This is a genomic window from Pseudomonas sp. R25(2017) (genome assembly GCF_002112565.1).
GTDB classification, from domain to species: Bacteria; Pseudomonadota; Gammaproteobacteria; order Pseudomonadales; family Pseudomonadaceae; genus Aquipseudomonas; species Aquipseudomonas ekonensis.
In genome coordinates this window covers 62958-79483 of record NZ_NEHZ01000014.1, presented here as the reverse complement: position 1 = coordinate 79483, position 16526 = coordinate 62958, and the positions used below count along the sequence as shown (strand labels likewise).

Annotated in this window: 14 protein-coding genes; 5 read left to right on the top strand and 9 right to left on the bottom strand. The window is 63.3% G+C overall.

Translation table 11 applies throughout. The features are described from left to right. Positions 1 to 9 precede the first annotated feature (9 nt). Positions 10 to 2136: a TonB-dependent receptor domain-containing protein gene (locus tag CAG31_RS18500; protein WP_085583774.1), complete on the bottom strand. Its 2127-nt coding sequence runs from the start codon at positions 2134 to 2136 to the stop codon at positions 10 to 12. 105 nt (positions 2137 to 2241) lie between these two features. Further along, complete coding sequence (locus tag CAG31_RS18495) at positions 2242 to 2517, bottom strand: hypothetical protein (protein ID WP_085583772.1); 276 nt, start codon at positions 2515 to 2517, stop codon at positions 2242 to 2244. A 146-nt stretch (positions 2518 to 2663) separates the two neighbouring features. Between CAG31_RS18495 and CAG31_RS18490 the strand changes: the two genes are divergently transcribed. Then, positions 2664 to 3125 carry a VOC family protein gene (locus CAG31_RS18490; RefSeq protein ID WP_085583769.1) on the top strand — a complete coding sequence of 154 codons (462 nt, stop codon included), beginning with the start codon at positions 2664 to 2666 and terminating at the stop codon, positions 3123 to 3125. A 60-nt stretch (positions 3126 to 3185) separates the two neighbouring features. Here CAG31_RS18490 and fusA read toward each other — a convergent pair whose 3' ends face one another. The 7 genes from fusA to CAG31_RS18455 form a co-directional block, all read right to left on the bottom strand. After that, a complete protein-coding gene (gene fusA / locus CAG31_RS18485; protein ID WP_085583767.1) occupies positions 3186 to 5321 on the bottom strand; it encodes an elongation factor G in 2136 nt (711 codons plus the stop codon). Positions 5322 to 5563: 242 nt separating this feature from the next. Continuing rightward, positions 5564 to 6187: a LysE family translocator gene (locus tag CAG31_RS18480; protein WP_085583765.1), complete on the bottom strand. Its 624-nt coding sequence runs from the start codon at positions 6185 to 6187 to the stop codon at positions 5564 to 5566. Between the two features lie 107 nt (positions 6188 to 6294). Further along, entirely contained in the window at positions 6295 to 6702 is a 408-nt protein-coding gene (locus CAG31_RS18475; protein ID WP_085583763.1) for a DUF2000 family protein, read from the bottom strand. Positions 6703 to 6734: 32 nt separating this feature from the next. Next, positions 6735 to 7610, bottom strand: coding sequence for an AraC family transcriptional regulator (locus CAG31_RS18470; protein ID WP_085583761.1), 876 nt, complete (start codon positions 7608 to 7610; stop codon positions 6735 to 6737). 99 nt (positions 7611 to 7709) lie between these two features. Further along, the gene (locus CAG31_RS18465) at positions 7710 to 8648 is read right to left on the bottom strand and encodes an AraC family transcriptional regulator (RefSeq protein ID WP_085583759.1); all 939 of its coding nucleotides are present in this window, start codon (positions 8646 to 8648) and stop codon (positions 7710 to 7712) included. Between the two features lie 22 nt (positions 8649 to 8670). Beyond that, positions 8671 to 9504 carry an oxidoreductase gene (locus tag CAG31_RS18460; RefSeq protein ID WP_085583757.1) on the bottom strand — a complete coding sequence of 278 codons (834 nt, stop codon included), beginning with the start codon at positions 9502 to 9504 and terminating at the stop codon, positions 8671 to 8673. Positions 9505 to 9650: 146 nt separating this feature from the next. Further along, positions 9651 to 10559 carry a hypothetical protein gene (locus tag CAG31_RS18455; protein ID WP_085583755.1) on the bottom strand — a complete coding sequence of 303 codons (909 nt, stop codon included), beginning with the start codon at positions 10557 to 10559 and terminating at the stop codon, positions 9651 to 9653. Positions 10560 to 10704: 145 nt separating this feature from the next. Here CAG31_RS18455 and CAG31_RS18450 point away from each other — a divergent pair, with 145 nt between their 5' ends. The 4 genes from CAG31_RS18450 to CAG31_RS18435 all read left to right on the top strand — a co-directional run bounded on the left by CAG31_RS18450 (position 10705) and on the right by CAG31_RS18435 (position 16501). Further along, a complete protein-coding gene (locus tag CAG31_RS18450; protein WP_085583753.1) occupies positions 10705 to 12882 on the top strand; it encodes a tetratricopeptide repeat protein in 2178 nt (725 codons plus the stop codon). A gap of 104 nt (positions 12883 to 12986) precedes the next feature. Further along, complete coding sequence (locus tag CAG31_RS18445; RefSeq protein ID WP_085583751.1) at positions 12987 to 13442, top strand: SLATT domain-containing protein; 456 nt, start codon at positions 12987 to 12989, stop codon at positions 13440 to 13442. A gap of 99 nt (positions 13443 to 13541) precedes the next feature. Then, a complete protein-coding gene (locus tag CAG31_RS18440) occupies positions 13542 to 15233 on the top strand; it encodes a DUF2599 domain-containing protein (protein ID WP_085583749.1) in 1692 nt (563 codons plus the stop codon). A 29-nt stretch (positions 15234 to 15262) separates the two neighbouring features. Then, on the top strand, positions 15263 to 16501 hold the full coding sequence (locus tag CAG31_RS18435; RefSeq protein ID WP_085583747.1) for a DUF2599 domain-containing protein: 1239 nt from the start codon (positions 15263 to 15265) through the stop codon (positions 16499 to 16501). Positions 16502 to 16526 lie beyond the last annotated feature (25 nt).

The window sequence follows — 16526 nt, the reverse complement described above, 5'->3', positions numbered from 1 at the left end:
CACCGAACCTCAGCGCAGGCTCCACGACACCCCGACGTACATCGCCATCCCTTCGCCCGGCGTGGAGCGCGCCACGTCCAGCCCCTTGTCGTCGTAACCCGGCGTGACGGTGGCGGCGTAGCGCTTGTCGGTCAGGTTGCGCAGGTCCAGCCAGGTCTGCCAGTCGCCCTTGGGCGCGTTGTAGCCCACGGTGGCGCCGAAGATCGCGTAAGGGTCGGCGTAATAGCTGTTGGCGTAGTCCACGGCGACCTTCGAGGCCCACTGGGTGTTGACGCCGGCGAAGAAGCCCTGGGGCCAGTCGTAGCGCAGCTCGCCCTGGTAGAAGTGCATCGGCAGGCCCGGCAGGCGGTTGTCGCCGAAGCGGTCGTCGTCGCGGTAGTGGAAGTCGCTGAAGGTGTAGCTCTGGCGCAGGCTCAAGCGGCCACCGTCGGTGGCGGTCCACAGGTCGCTCAGCAGGCCGGCTTCCACCCCTTGGTGCACGGTGGGGCTGGCGTTGAGTTCGTACGGGGTGGTGGCGTTGGCGTCCGGGAGCACCGACAGCAATTCATGACGCACCTGGGCGTAGTACCAGGCCAGGCTCCACTGGCCGATGGCGGCGTCGCCCCGGCCGCCCAGTTCCAGGGTGGTGGCGGTCTGGTTCTGCAGCTTGATCGGGTCGCGCTGGGCGCCGGTGGCCACGCCGCTGCCGGCGGGGAAACGCACGTTGGAGCTGTAGATCAGCGACCACGGGTGCGGTGCCTCGACCGAGCGGCTGAGGTTGCCGAACAGTTGCAGATCCGGCGTCAGCTGGTAGCGCAGGCCGATGCGCGGGGCGTAGTCCCAGTCGCCGAGGCTGGTCTTGCCGCCGCCGTCGGGGTAGGTCACGGCGCTTTCGCGGCGGGTGTAGATGGCGGCCAGGCCCGTGGTCAGCCACAGGTCGTCGGCGATCTCCAGGTCGTTGCCGGCGTGCAGCACGGTGTCCGAGCCTTGGTAGGTGAAGTCGCGGATGTGAGTGCCCGGCGCGTAGCCGGCGGTGATGCCGGTGGGGATGCGCACCAGCTCAGTGGCACCGGCGTTGGGCAGGTGCTTGGTCACGCGCAGGCCCACGTTGCTGCGGCTTTCCAGGCCCCAGAGGGTGTCGCGGCGCTTGTAGTCCAGGGTGCCGCTGACGTCGGTGTACGCCACCTTCAGGCGGTTGGGGCCTTCGCGCAGGTCCATCGGGTAGTCGTGGTAGGCCAGGCCGGTCTGCAGGCTCGAATCGTCGTCGATGTACCACGTGGTCTTGTTGCCGAAGAACGTGCTGCCGGGCTCGTCGCGGCTGTCGTTGCGGGTCACGTAGGCCGGGTTGGCGGCGCGCGGGTCGTGTTCGATGGAATGCTTGGTCACCCGTCCGGCGAGGTCGTTGTCGGTCTCGCGGTGGCGCAGGTAGAAGCGGGTTTCCAGGTTCGGGTTGAACCGGTAGCCGACGTTGGCGATGACACCCTGGCTCTTGCTGGCGGTGTGGTCCTGGTAGCCGTCGGACTGCGCGCCGGTCACCGCCATGTAGTAATCGAGGTTACCCAGCACCTGCCCAGAGCTGACCTGGCGCTGGATGTAGCCATGGCTGCCCATGGCGTAGCGCACCTGCAGCAGCGGCGAGTCGTAGCCGGTGTGGCTGACGTAATCGATGGCGCCGCCCAGCGCCAGGGCGCCCCGGTCGAACCCGTTGGCGCCGCGCAGCACTTCCACATGATCGAGCCACAGCGGTTCCAGCAACTCATAGGGCGTGCCGCCGGGGCCGGTCAGCGGCAGGCCGTCGAGCATCGCGTACAGCCCCGAGGCATGGGCCCCCGGTGCGCGGTTGATGCCGGAGCCGCGGATCGACACCTTGACCCCTTCGTTGCCCGAAGACTGGGCGTAGATCCCCGGCTGGTAGGCCAGCACGTCCTGGTTGCTGGCCACCCGGCCCTGCAACGGGCGCCGCGCATCGATGACGTTGGTGCCGCCGGGCACCTCGGCCAGCCGGGCCTTGGCGTCCTCCACCGATTGGTCCTCGCCGCTGCGGTCTTCGGCGCCGATCACCACCTGGCCCAGTTCCAGCCCCTCGGCGTCGGCCATGGCCGGACAGACGAGGGCCAGGCCCAGCAAAGCGGTGGGCAGGGATTTGGGCGAGGGCATCGGGGCAACTCCAGGCAAGACGAACGGGCAGGGAACAGTGCGACGCCCTTAACAACGAAGGAAACACATGGGGATTTTGCTTTTTCGGTCAGATGGCGCGGGCGTTCAGTCCTTGCACCCGGCCAGCACCACTTGGCAGGTGTCCGGCGTGCCGCCGGAGCGGCCGGCGTAGCGCATGCAGTTGGCCATGGATTTCTGCCGGGCCGCACTCAAGGTGTCGCCCCAGGCCAGACCGCCTTCGCCCAGTGTGGGCAGGGCCTTGGCGTAGCAGTTGGAGCCGGTCTGGGCGGCGGCGTAGCGAATGTTGGCCTTCTTGTCGGAGCAGCCGGCGGCCAGCGCGAGCGTGACGGCGAACAGGGTCAGCAGAGTGGCGGTGTTCATGGACGGCCTGCTCCTGGGGCGAGAGGCTGACGGCGTCCATGCGGGGTGGGGTTCTGTGAGCATAGTGGCTGTTGCGCCGGACCGTGGATCCGTGCGCCGGGATTGTGTACAACGTCAGCTTCACGCCACTGCGCAGGGAGCAGCCCTTGGACCTTACGTTCAGCCACATCGATGTGCTCGTCGCCGACCTCGACGAAGCCTGCCGCTATTACGCCAAGGTCTTCAACGCCCGCATCTCCAAGACCCTCGACTGGCAGCGCGGCGGCCTGCACGTGCGTTATGCGGTCGTGCGGTTCGGCAGTGAACGCCTGATGCTGGTGCAGCCGTTCGCCGGCAACCTCAAGGACCTGATGGACGCCAAGGGCGAAGGCACGATCTACCGCCATTGCTATTCCACGCCGGACATCGAGGCGGCCTACGACGAACTGGTGGCCAGCGGCGTGCAGCCGGAAGACGAGAACGGCCGGCCGCTGACCCGCGACAACCTCCAGTCGCCGAGCGGGACGCGGATCCTTTGGCTGCCGAAACGCTTCGGGCAGTTTTCGATTGAGCTGCTGGAGGAGAGGGAACTGGAGGCGTTCATCGAGCAGGCGTTCGCCGAGCCGTGAGGGACGGCCGGGCATGAAAAAGCCGGAGCTCCCTTTCAGGAGGCTCCGGCTTCGGTCACATCAGGCTCCGCCTTGTTTCTTCACCAGCGTTTCGACGATGTTCGGCGGCGCTTCGGCGTACTTGGAGAACTCCATCGAGTAGCTCGCACGCCCCTGGGACATCGAGCGCACGTCCGTCGCATAGCCGAACATCTCGCCCAGCGGCACCTCGGCGCGGATGATCTTGCCGGACACCGAGTCTTCCATGCCCTGGATCAGGCCGCGGCGGCGGTTCAGGTCGCCCATCACGTCACCCATGTAGTCCTCGGGGGTGACCACCTCCACCTTCATGATCGGCTCCAGCACCACGCCGCCGCCTTTCTGGGCCAGTTGCTTGGTGGCCATGGAGGCCGCGACCTTGAACGCCATCTCGTTGGAGTCGACGTCGTGGTAAGAGCCGTCGAACACGGTGGCCTTCAGGCCGATCAGCGGATAGCCGGCAACGACGCCGTTCTTCATCTGCTCCTCGATGCCTTTCTGGATCGCCGGGATGTACTCCTTCGGCACCACGCCGCCGACCACCTCGTTGGTGAACGCCAGGCCTTCGGTGATGTTGCCTTTCTCGTCCACGTCCGGCTGCGAGAAGCGGATCCAGCAGTGACCGAACTGACCGCGGCCGCCGGATTGGCGGACGAACTTGCCTTCGATCTCGACGTTGTTCTTGGTGATCTTCTCGCGGTACGACACCTGCGGCTTGCCGATGTTGGCCTCGACGTTGAACTCGCGCTTCATGCGGTCGACGAGGATGTCCAGGTGCAGCTCGCCCATGCCGGAGATGATCGTCTGGCCGGTCTCTTCGTCGGTCTTGACGCGGAAGGACGGGTCTTCCTGGGCCAGCTTGCCCAGGGCGATGCCCATCTTTTCCTGATCCTGCTTGGTCTTGGGCTCCACGGCCACGGAAATCACCGGCTCAGGGAAGTCCATGCGCTCCAGGATGATCGGCTTGTCGATGTCGCACAGGGTGTCCCCGGTGGTGACGTCCTTCATGCCGATCAGCGCGGCGATGTCGCCGGCGCGCACTTCCTTGATCTCGTCGCGCTGGTTGGCGTGCATCTGCACCATCCGGCCCACGCGTTCTTTCTTGCCCTTGACCGAGTTGATCACCGAGTCGCCCGAACTCAAGAAGCCCGAGTAGACCCGCACGAACGTCAGCGTGCCCACGAACGGGTCGGTGGCGATCTTGAACGCCAGCGCCGAGAACGGCTCGTCGTCGTCCGCGTGGCGTTCGTCGATGATCTCGTTGTCGTCGGTGCTGTCCGGGTGATGGCCCTTGATCGACGGAATCTCGATGGGCGCCGGCAAATAGTCGATCACCGCGTCGAGCACCAGCGGAACGCCCTTGTTCTTGAACGACGAGCCGCAGACCGCCGGCACGATTTCGCTGGCCAGGGTACGGGCGCGCAGGCCGGCCTTGATCTCCTCGGGGGACAGGTCGCCTTCGTCCAGGTACTTGTTCATCAGCTCTTCGTTGGCTTCGGCGGCGGCCTCGACCATGTTGTTGCGCCACTCGTTGGCCAGCGCCAGCAGGTCGGCCGGAATCTCTTCCTCGCGGTAGGTGGTGCCCTTGTCGTCATCGTTCCAGTAGATGGCCTTCATCTTGATCAGGTCGATCTGGCCCTGGAAGTTCTCTTCCGCGCCGATGGCCAGCTGCACCGGCACCGGGGTGTGGCCCAGGCGGTTCTTGATCTGGGCGACGACGCGCAGGAAGTCCGCGCCGGCGCGATCCATCTTGTTCACGTAGACCACACGGGGCACGTGGTACTTGTTGGCCTGGCGCCACACGGTCTCGGATTGCGGCTCGACGCCGGAGGTGCCGCAGAACACCACGACCGCGCCGTCGAGCACCCGCAGCGAACGCTCCACTTCGATGGTGAAGTCCACGTGGCCGGGGGTGTCGATGATGTTGACGCGGTAGTTGTCGTACTGGCCGCGCGAACCTTTCCAGAACGTGGTCACGGCGGCGGACGTGATGGTGATGCCGCGTTCCTGTTCCTGCACCATCCAGTCGGTGGTGGCGGCACCGTCGTGCACCTCACCCATCTTGTGGCTCAGACCCGTGTAGAACAGGATCCGCTCTGTGGTGGTGGTCTTGCCCGCGTCAACGTGGGCGACGATGCCCAGGTTGCGGTAGCGGTTGATGGGGGTCGTGCGTGCCATGGTGTTCTCCTCGAAACAATGTTCATGGGATACCGGTTGCTCGATCTTAGAAGCTCGACGAGCAAGCAACCACCCCCAGATGGAGGGTCATCGCACAAATTGCAAGGGCCCTCGCTCATTGGCTGGTATAGATCCGGAACGGACGGCTGCCAACACCGGCGGGCAAAAAAGCGACCCGCCCGACGGGCGCAGCGGGCGGGCCTGACCAGCGGTCGGCCGGACAGGTCGCACAAGGATCGCGATCAGCCCATCGGCAGCTCCCGGTACAGCAGCGAAGCGGCCAGCACCAGCATGATTACCCCGGACACCCGGCCGATCAGCCGCGCCGCATTGGGCCGCGTCCGCAGCGTGCGTTCCGCGCCCAACCCCACCAGCGTGTAGATGACCGAGCAACTGGCGGTGTAGACCAGGCCCAGGGCCAGCAACTGCGCGGGGATGCCCCAACTGGCCTGGGCGGACGTCCACGGCGGCAGGAACGCGACGAAGAACAGCAGGCCTTTGGGATTGAGGCCGCTGACCAACGTGCCTTTGACGTACCAGTCCATCCCGCGCAGTGCGTCGGTCGCGTCGTCCGCCTTGATCGACGCCGGCGGGCTGCGCAGCATGCCGACCCCCAGCCAGCACAGGTACAGGGCGCCGGCGATGGACAGGCCCATCAGCAGGCTGGGGTTGGCTGCCACCAGCACGCCCAGGCCGGCGGCCACCACCACGGTCAGCACGGTGTAGCCGGTCAGGAGGCCGAGTACGGCGGGAATGACGCCTTGGCCGCGCACCCCGGCGGAAATCGCATAGGCCCAGTCGGCGCCGGGCACGATCACGAACACCAGGGCAAAGGCCCAGAAACCGAGCAGGGTCGAGGCGCTCATCGGTGTGCACCCTGTCGGCAGGGGTTGAAGGAGGCGGAGCGTCGGCCCGCCGCAACAAAAGAATCGAACATCGTCGAACACCGCTTGAAAGGTGGGAAGGGAAGGGCTCACGCGTGCAGCGACAGGCCTTTGGTTGCCTTGTCCACGGCCTTTTTCGAGCCGCGCAGGACGATCCCGACCAAGTCCAGGTTGTCCGGATCCTGTGCCCGGAACACCTCGCGGTTGGCTTCGTCGAAACCGGTGGAGAACATCGGGAATACGTAGGGGAGCAGGGTGAGTTCGCGCTCAAGGCCGATCCGGTGGGCCTTTTGCAGGCCGGCCAGATCCCCTTCGAACACCAGCATCGGCTGGCCGGCCATGTTGCCGTAGCGGTGGCCGTTGGCGTCGATGTAGGGCTCGCCCATGATGTCGGGGGCAGTCGAGGCAATGCCGGTGGCGAGAAACGCCACGACGTTCATCCGCTGCCAGGTGGCCAGGTCGTTGCGCACGATGAAGACGATTTTGGTATCGAACATGAGTGGAAGGCTCCGTCAGTCTGGAGCCTGCATCATGGAAGGCGGGCGGTTTCCCGGTCTGTAAGGTTTGTGCACTGTCGCTGATAGCCGGCCGGGGTGAGCCGGTAGGCGCGGCGGAACCACAGCCCCAAATGGCTTTGGTCAGCGAAGCCCACGGCGGCGGCCACGTCCACCGGCGCCTGGCCGCTGGCCAGGAGAATGCGCGCGGCCCGCAGGCGCAGCCGCACCAGGTAGGCGTGGGGCGTCTGGCCGAAGGCGCGCTTGAACTGGCGGGTGAGGCGGAAACGGTCGATCCCCGAATGCATCGCCAAGTCATCCAGGCCAATGTCGTCGGACAGATGGGCGTGCAGGTATTCCCGGGCCCGCTGCATTTCGAAGTCGGCGTCGGCCTTGCCGGAAGGCGTCGGCCGGTAGATGTGCCGGGCCAGCATGCCGATCAGGTGATCCAGGCTTTGGTCCCGGGCCAGCCGGCCTTCCTCGTTGTGGATGGCGAGGAACGCTTGCTGGATCGAGGCGCTGAGCTGCGAGTCGTCCGCCAGGGTGCTGCGGAACGCCGCCTCCAGCGCCGACGCATCGCCCAATCCGAGGCGGTCGGTCATGCCCGCGACCCACGTCTGCGGCAGGTACAGCATCGCGTAGGTGAAGCCTTCCGGCTCCGGCGCATGGCCGTCATGCACCGCGCCCGGCTCGATGAGGATCGAACGTCCCGGCGTGCTGGTGTGCAGCGAACGGTGGCAACTGAAACGCTGCACGCCTTGCTGGGTGACGCCCACCAGCATCTCGTCATGATCGTGGGGCTCGTAGGCGTGGCCCTGAAAGTGCGCATGCACGCTTTCGATGCCGGTGTCCCGGTCGCGACGGATGTTGATCCAGTCGTTGGCGGTCGGGTCGTGGGTGGAAGAGGTCATCGCGAAACTGCCTGATTGCCGGACGCTCCACCTTGATGAGAATCCGGCGAGGTTGCAAGTCCGTTGCGCGCGCAGGCAGGCATTTCGCGGATCCGGTCGCTAATGCGACGACACATAGATCGAAGGCGATGCGGGCGCCGGCAGCGCATACGTCGCTTTCATCCATTCGATCTCGGCCAGCGGCGTCCTGCCGAAGAAGCGCTTGAACTCGCGGCTGAACTGCGAGGCGCTTTCGTAGCCGACGGCGAACGCCGCCGCCGACGCGGTCATGCTGTGGCGCAGCATCAGCAGCCGTGCCTGATGCAGGCGCGTGGACTTGAGGTACTGCATGGGCGAGGCGTCCGTGACGTTGCGAAAGTGCAAGTGGAAGTTGGGCACGCTCATGCTCGCTTCCCGGGCGAGCTGCTCAACGTCCAGAGGCTGTGGGTAGCAGGTGTGGATCATGCGGAGCGCACGGGTCACCTTGCCGAAATGCCCCTGCCGATCGAGCGCCGCCCGCATCGAGCCGCCTTGGGCACCGGTGAGGATGCGGTAGTAGATCTCCCGCATCAGCGACGGCCCCAGGATCTGCGCCTCGCCCGGGACGCTCATGGCCTCCAGGAAACGCAGCGTCGAGGCACGCAGCGAGTCGTCCATCGGTGAGGCGTACATGCCTTTGGGTGGCGCCTGGCTCGGGCCATGCACCTCGTCCACCTGCTGCATCAGCTCGCTGGCCAGGCGCAGGTCCAGGCGCATGTAGACCGCCAGCATCGATTCCTCTTCGCTGGCGTCGGTCTCCATGGTGAAGGGCACCGGCACGGACACGACCAGGTAGTGGCTGGCGTCGTAGACATACACCTCGTCGCCCAGATACCCGCGCTTGCGCCCCTGGCACAGGATCACGATGCCGGGGTCGTACAGCACCGGGGTGCGGGTCAGCGGCCGGTTCGAGCGCAGGAAGCGCACGTCATCCAACGCGCTGAGGTTGTAGCCCTCCACCGGGGCCAGCTTCTCCATGAGTCGCACCATGCGCCGGGTGTCTGCATCGTGCGGGTTCATGGGCGCACCTCCCGCTGTGGGTTCAATGGTCGGTGGAGCGGGTCAGGGCTTCCCATCGGTCGATCTCGTCGGCGGTGCGCTTGAGCTTGTCGCGCACCAGGTTCAGGGCGTCGCTGCCCAGCAGCAGGTGGGCCGGCGGCGTCGGGTCGGCGATGACCTGCAACATCGCTTGCGCGGCCTTCTGCGGGTCGCCGAGCTGCTTGCCGCTTTTGTCCTCGCGGGCCTTGCGGATCGGGTCGAAGCTGGCGTCGTAGTCGGCGATGCTGCGCGGGGTGCGCTGCATCGAGCGGCCGGCCCAGTCCGTGCGGAACGAACCGGGCGCCACGGCAGTGACGAAGATGCCGAACGGGCGCAGTTCCTGGCTCAGGGTATCGGAGATGCCTTCGAGCGCAAACTTGCTGGCGCAGTAATAGGCGATGCCCGGCATCGTGATCGTGCCGCCCATGGAGGTGACGTTGAGGATGTGCCCGGCGCGGCGTTGGCGGAAGTAGGGCAGGAATGCCTTGGTCACGGCCACGGCGCCGAACACGTTGACGTCGAACTGACGGCGCATCTCCTCCAGCGGCGACTCCTCGAAGACGCCTTCGTGGCCGTAGCCGGCGTTGTTGACCAACACATCGACCGGGCCGAAAGCGGCCTCGGTTTCGGCGACGGCGGCGTCGATCCGGTCGAAGTCGGTGACATCCAGGATCACGCCATGGGCATTGCCCGGCGACAGAGCCTCGAAGGCCTGCAAGTCCGCCTCGCGGCGCACGGTGCCGATGACACGGTGGCCGGCGGCGAGCGCTTCCTTGGCCAGGGCCTGGCCGAAGCCGCTGCTGGCGCCGGTGATGAAGAGGGTTTTGGTGGCTGGCATGGTGGGCTCCGGTGTGTTGGCGTGGAGCCCATGGTAGGGAATCAGGCCGGGTCGACCTATGCCGGTTCGTCTTTGAGGGTTGCCTATTCCTATCAGGGGCTGGCATCGGCAGGGTAGGAAAGGGCGCTTTGCCGGATTCTTGAGCGCTAGAGATTGCCTTCAGCGATTTTGGCGTCCGGCGCGATCTTCGCCGTGCGTTCGATGATGATCGAGTCGTTCGGGATCTCCAGCCGGGTCGCCGTGTCGGGGGTACGCATTTCGATGAGCGTCGTGTTGCCCACGCCCCTGAAAATCACGGTGGCCTTTTCGAAGGTCTTGAAGTTGTCGATCTTGGATTCCTTTGGGTTCGGCAGCAGGTTGGCGTAGGGCGCCTTCACCAGGATGGTCGCGTGGTCGATGCGGATTTTTGCGAAGCTCATGGCCAGCTGCAACAGATCGGATGTCACGCCGCCCATCAAAATCGGGACGATCAGAATGATGCCCGCCAGGATGGCCCTGGACTTTCTGATGGGGTGCAAGTCGGTGGTTTCTTGCGGATCGGACTCGGCCTGAAGCTTTGCCAGCCGCATCTTCTCGTTCTGCTCCACGAGCGCCGCATACATGACGTATTGGAACACCGGCAGCACGATCAGGGGCAGGTGATCGATCAGGCTTCTGCGCGCCAGCAAATAGATGATGGCCAGTCCGCAGATCCCGAAGAACACCGCCGGGAAACCGATCTTCTGCTGCGTGACGGGCGAAGCGATCTTCTGTTCCTTGAATCGGTTCACGACCCGGACGGCCAGCCTTACGGCGGGCGCGAGGATCGGCGACAGCAGAATCCCGACCGCCGTGATGGAGATCGAGAAGTACAGGCAGACGATTCCGAAGGAAAACGCCGACACCAGAAACAGCAATCCATCGCCCAGGGAGACGCCTTGCGGGTAGTGTCCGTTCATCAGCAGATAACCCACGATCGAACCGCCGCCGACCAGCAGGCCGACTTTGGCCGACAGGGACAGCAGTTTCATCGCGGTGTCGATTTGTTTGCCAAGATCCGTTGATGCGTCCTTCATCGTGGGGTTCCTGATGGTGTGAGCCTTAGCGATCCGTCGTTGTGCTGGAGTGGGGCATGTTCTAGGGGCTGCGCTCCGGCGTCTCAGGTGTGAACTATAGTCGGTGTGGGGCTGTATCCCTGAAAAATGCGGCGCAGGTATCGCCATGGATATTAATGCGGAAGTGTTCGAGGCGGTCGGAAAGACCGCCGGTATCGGCGGCATTGCAGTCGTTGTTTTTCTGTTTGTTCTGATGAAGTTGATATCGAGTGGCTTGATCCGGGTGATGCGTCCGATGCAAGTGTTTCGCTTGCTGCGTCTGGTCGTGAACTGGGTCGGGGCGGTGGCGGTTGCAGGGATTGTCGCGTGGTTGGTGAGTGTTTATGCGAACAATGCAAAACCGGATGGAACCAATGACCCGTCAGCCAGGATCAAGGCGTTTTCCGAAGATGAACGGCTAAAGCAAGTTGAACGTCTCCACTACACCGGGCGGGACTCCGAGAAGATATACAGTCTGCTCGATGAACTGGTTAAGGATGAGAATCCATTCGCGGAAGCTTATCTGAGCGACAGGCTTTTCAACGATGCCGGTGTCAGGAAGGATACCGCCCGGGCTGTTGGTCTTGCGCAGAAATCATTTCCGGCGTTGCAGAAATGGTGCGATGAGAGTCAAGTGGTGGCGGCATGCTTTTACTTGGGAGAAATGTACGACACAGGTGTGTTTGTCGGTGCGGATCAGAAAAAGGCATTTCAGTTCATCAAGTTTTCCGCTGATCGAGGCTATCAACGCGCCTACAATTTTTTGGGATCAATGTATCTCGATGGAGAGGGGGTCGAGGGCAACAAGGAAATTGCAAGAATCTGGCTGAGGAAAGCTGCGGGGCTCGGGAATAGCTTTGCATTGTATTTGTTGGCGCAGTCGTATCAGAGTGAGGATGATGGAAAATACCTGGACTATCTCACCCAGTCCGCAGGGCGTCGTCGGCCGGAAGCGCAAACCGAGTTGTCGATTGTGTATCGTGCAGGATCGCTGGTGCCTCGTGATAACGAGAAGGCAAGGCATCTGCTTGAGGACTCGCTGGTGGACACTAATCCAGAGTCGTTTGGTCTGCTCGGAACCTATTACGAACTGGGCGCTGAGGGATATCCGAAGGACTTGGCCAAAGCGCGGAGTCTTTACAAGAACGGCGCGGAATATGGCAGCCCGAACGCAATGAACAGCTATGGCCTGACATTGCTGTACGGTAGGGGAGGCAATAAAGATGAGTCGGAAGCGCTCAAATGGTTCGAGAAATCGGCCAAGGCTGGCAGTGCATCAGCGAAGTCTTCTCTTGGCATGCTCTATGAGCAAGGGGTAGCGGTCGCAAAAAATATCAGCACGGCAATTGAGTACTATGTCGAGGCTGCCAAGGATAACGACGTATACGCTATTGAAAGGCTCTTCAATATTTACCGTTACGGCCTGGGGGTGCCCGTTGATAAGGTCGAAGCCCGTAAGTGGGTTGATCTAGGGGTCGCCACCCAGGATGCGCATCTGACTTTTGTTGCGGGGTATTTTATCTTCGAAGACTCAAGTGCTGCCAAAGGTATTGAAATGCTCGAAAAAGCAGTCAGTCTAGGAAGCGCTGAGGCAGCCAATGTCTTAGGCACAATCTATGAAGAAGGCACAGCGGTTTCTCCGGACATGGCTGCGGCTAGCCGATATTACGTTAAGGCCAAGGAGCTTGATCCGTCTGATCCAACCTATGACGTAGATGTTCAGTATTCTAATTTCTTGCTGCTCGAATCCATGCCGGAGAAGGATGCGGCGGTTGCTGCGGTTCTGAAGTTTGCTGAGAAAGATGACAAATGGGCACAGTACCGGATGCACAAAATTTACCGCAGCCCACGTTATCAGGATCCGAATAAGGCGATGCATTGGCTGGAGCTTTCCGCCAAGAACGGGCAACCGTGCGCCAGTGTCGATTACGGACTGGCGCTGTTGAAAGGCGATCAAGTGAACAAAGATGTGCCGGGGGCCCTACATTGGCTGGAGGAAGGCTTTGCTGGTGGGCGACCGAATGCAGGTTTCAACTTGGGGGTGATTTATGTCACAGGAGAGTTGACTGCTCAAGACACTCCGCGCGGCCTGAAGTACCTGAACGATGCCGCCGATCTGGGAAGCAATGAGAGCCGAGTCTATCTGGCGCGGATTTACAGGGACGGAAAGTACGTCACCAAGGATCTGGTCAAGAGCCAGAACTATTTGGTGAAGGCAGCGGTCGAGGGAGACGCCGAGGCCAGGCAGATTCTTGAAGGCGCCGTCGAGCCTCCGCTCAGATCGTGCACCGCGAGCATCAATTAGCCATTTGATCGATGATCGCTGCGCAGAGACGGTTCAAACCTGACCTATGCTTCAGCCTGGGCTGGATTCGACACCGCGCCGAAACTGATCAAAGGACCTGAGACATGAAAAATCCGTCGATAGACCACGCGTTCTATGCGCAACTGCAACAGGACATAGACAGGGTCGACAGCAAGGCTGACACCTATAGGCTGGTCTATTACTCATTCCGAATCTGTCTGATCCTTGTGGCATCCGCCGTGACGCTGGTGTCTGGCTGGACTGATGCCGAACCCGCTGCCCGGGCCGTGAATTGGCTGCTGATCTTGGGCGTTGCGACGACCGTCATCACGGCGATGGACACGTTGTTCGGGGTCGAGACCAAAAAGAATACTTACCGGTTGATGCTTGTCGAACTGAGAGAGATCAGAAGCGAATTCGTGTTCTATTTCGACCATCAGCGATCCGATCTGGAGACGGTGCTTCGGGACAAGCTGTTTCCCAAGTACCAGGCCATAAAGGCGTACACCAAAGCTCTGGTGGAGCAGGAGCGCGAAAAGGAAATTCCTGCAAAGCCATAGTGGACGGCATTTCCGGATCACTGGTTTGACCGGAATCACAGCCCTATCTACGCTCATCCCCAAGGACGTTTCACCTCCCACGACAAGGAGTCGTCGGCCATGCGCGCAGCTCTGCGTTCGTCTTTCGCTCTCGTGTGTTCCCTTACCCTGGCCTTCGGTGCGGCGGCCCAGACGGTGCTCGATCCGGTCGAGACGCTGAACCGCATCAACCGCAACTACAACACCCTCAAGGACGCCTGCCAGGAGCCCGACACCGGCGCCGCCCGCGGGCATTACTACTGCAGCGGCGTGACCTTGCGCATGGTCAACGACGGGCCGTTCAACCCGTGGGACTACAGCCCTTACGCGATCAAGATCGGCGCGACGTCCTATTCGTGGATCCGCAAGGATCTGAGCACGCGCATCCTCATCCATCCGGCCGGGTTCATCCTGCGCACGCCCATCGATTCGCGGGCCTTGCAGCTGCCGGTCAAGGAGCAGGGCTGGACGTGCATCTACGCGTTCGACGGCGGCACGGGGCCGGAGCGCAAGTGGTACGGCTGCGGCTTCTTCGACAGCAAGGAACCGCCGCGCAAGGCCCAGGCCGCGATGGACAACCGCAACGCGGCGCTGGCCTACGGCACCTGCGCCGAAGCCGGGGTCAGCACCGCCGCCCAGTGGACGGCCCGCTACACCGGCCTGTTCAAGGGGCCGATCCAGTACGACCAGTGCTCCTGGAACGCCGAACGGCCCGACGACTGGAACGCCATGATCCGCGTCCACGAATCGCGGGTGAAGACCACCAACAAGGACCCTTTCGCCTTCAGCGCGCAGGTCAACGAATTCATGTTGAAGAACGCCTCGGCCAGCAACGACGGCAGCGAAAACATGAAGTACATCGACGCTTTCATCTACAACGTCAACAGCACACAGAACTTCGCCACCCGCGGCGACCAGGCACCGCCGAAGCCGGAGAACGGCCTCAACAGCGCCCGCAATTTCCAGAAAAAGCTTCAGGCCCAGGGCTACAGCGTGCCGATCCTGCGGCTGGATTTCACCAAGCCGCCGGAGCAGCGTTTCAGCTATGTCGCCGCCGACCAGGCGATCGACCTGACGGCGGCCGGCAACGGCCAGCCGCCGCCGGTGCCGCCGACCGCCCGGTACATCGCCTCGGCCACTTGGGTCGAGCGCCATGACCCCGGCACCGGGAAAAACGAATGGACCCTCAACGTCGTCCCCACCGCCGAGGGCAAGGCGAGCCAGGCGAGCGACCAGGAGGCGGTCTACAAGGAGTTGTTCGAGCTGCGCGGCACCGACCGCCAGTGGCGCGACAACGAGAAGGCCGCCGGCAGCATGCGCCAGCAACTGAGTTGCCTGGTGCAGCATTACCCGGGCAAGACCGAATGGAACCTTGAACCGTTCCGCCCCGTCGTCACGCCGCAGGAAGCGGCCAAGGCCGGGTGCAATCCGGTGCCGGCCAAAGCGGTGCAGTACATCGCGTCCGCCGATTGGGTCAAACGCTATGACCCGGGCACCCGCCAGGACGAATGGACCTTGAGTGTGGTGCCGACTGCGGCCGGGCGCGCCTTGCCCCCCGACCAGCTCGGCGCCCTGTACGACCAGCTGTTCGCCCTGCGCGGCGGCGACGGCAACTGGCGCGACAACGAAAAGTCCGCCGGCAGCATGCGCGGGCAACTGAACTGCGTGCTGGTCAACTACCGCAGCAAGACGCCATGGAATCTTGAGCCGTTCAGGCCCGCGCTGTCGGACAGCGACACCCGCGCGGCGGGCTGCAATCCGGTGGCGCGCTAGGTTTTGCAAGAAGGCAGGAGACAGTCGTCATGAAGACTCGCTGGAACAGGATCGCGCCGCTGTGCGTGTTGCCGCTATGCCTGCACGTGGCCTCGGCTTATGCCGAGTCATGCGCGGAAACGCTGAAGAAAGTCGAAACGCTGTACAACAACACCGTCGACAGTTGCGGCAGGGATCCGGCGTCGGACTGTTCGGGGCTGCTGGTCCGGGGCACCCACCGGGCGGATCCGGCGAAGGGGCAGCAGTGGGATGTCTGGAATCCCAGCCCCAAGGCCCAGGAACTGGGCACCTTCGCCGCGTCGTGGATGCGCGCCGACGGCATCAGCTACGAAGACCCCGGCATGAGCACCCAGAACGGCTACCTCATCACGCCGGTGGATCTGGTGCGCGACCCCGAGAACCCGGTGCACATCTACTGCGCGTTCCCCAACGACGCCTGGACCGATTTTCGCGACGACCGGGGCTGCGGCAACAACAAGAACACCACCCAGACCGAAGCAGTGTGCCAGTCCATGGCGCCGCCGATCAGCAACGTCAATGCGTGGGTCGCGCACTTCACCCAGTTCAACAACAACCGCCAGCAGGATCAACTGCAGTGCGGCTTCAACATGCGCAACCCCATGAGCAGCCAGGAGCGGGTCACCGCGTTCCAGAACTTCATGGGCTCGCGGCGGGTGATCAACAGCCGTGAGTTCCAGACACAGACCGAGCTGCGCCTGGGTAACCCGAAGACCGACGAACTGCCGATCCTGGCCTTCTTCTACAGCGACCAGCGCGGCCTCAACGATGCGTTGGCCAATCAGAAGGATTACAAGAACAAGACCGGCAAGGATCGCAACATCATCAAGATCGACTTCCCGAAAACCCCGGTGGCCAAGGCGACGTTCTCCTGCATCCAGACCGCATCGACGTCTGAGCCCAAGTACTGCGACAAGTACATCGAGTCCAGCACGTGGGTGAAGCGCCCAGATCCCAAGCTCGGCCCCGACACCTGGTCGCTGCAGGTGGTGCCCACCGCGTGCGGCCGTGCGATCAAGGACGACCAGACCGACCGGATGTTCGCCGAGCTGTACAACAAGCACAAAAACGACGACCAGTGGCGCCAGTACAGCGTCAACGGCGGCTCGCTGCGTCGTCAATTGGTTTGCCACCTGGCGGCCACCTTCGACGGCAGGCCCGTGCGCAACAAGCCGGAGTGGAACCTGGAGCCGGCGCGGCCCTATGTCGACCAGGCCACCGCGGTGGCGCAACAGTGCAACCCTTACTGAGGCTGTCTGAGAGGGCGCCGGACGG